At 59.4% G+C, this 325-nt stretch carries 1 pseudogene; it reads left to right on the forward strand.

Annotated elements, in window-relative coordinates:
• Nucleotides 1-325: pseudogene (locus P0D73_RS46850) on the forward strand (error-prone DNA polymerase); the annotation flags it as partial.

The following is a 325-nucleotide window of genomic DNA, read 5'->3' on the forward strand; positions in this document are numbered from 1 at the left end:
CTGGCAGTCTGTTGCCGCTGTGCCGGATAAAGACATGCTTGCAGTGGCCGCGGTTGAAGATGAAACGCCTGAGCTTGGTGCGCCGACAGAGGCGCACGACATCGTCGCTGATTACCGGTCAGTTGGTCTCACTCTCGGTCGACATCCGCTTGAATTGCTGCGGCCGCAGTTGCTAGCAAACCGCCTGATGCCAGCGTCAACTTTGCGCACATACCGTGATGGACGACTCGCTCGAGGCTGTGGACTTGTTACGGTGCGACAGCGGCCGGGCACCGCGAAAGGCGTCTTGTTCGTGACGCTGGAAGATGAGACGGGGAACGTGAAT

This window comes from Paraburkholderia sp. RL18-101-BIB-B (assembly GCF_046026985.1).
Taxonomy (GTDB): Bacteria; Pseudomonadota; Gammaproteobacteria; order Burkholderiales; family Burkholderiaceae; genus Paraburkholderia.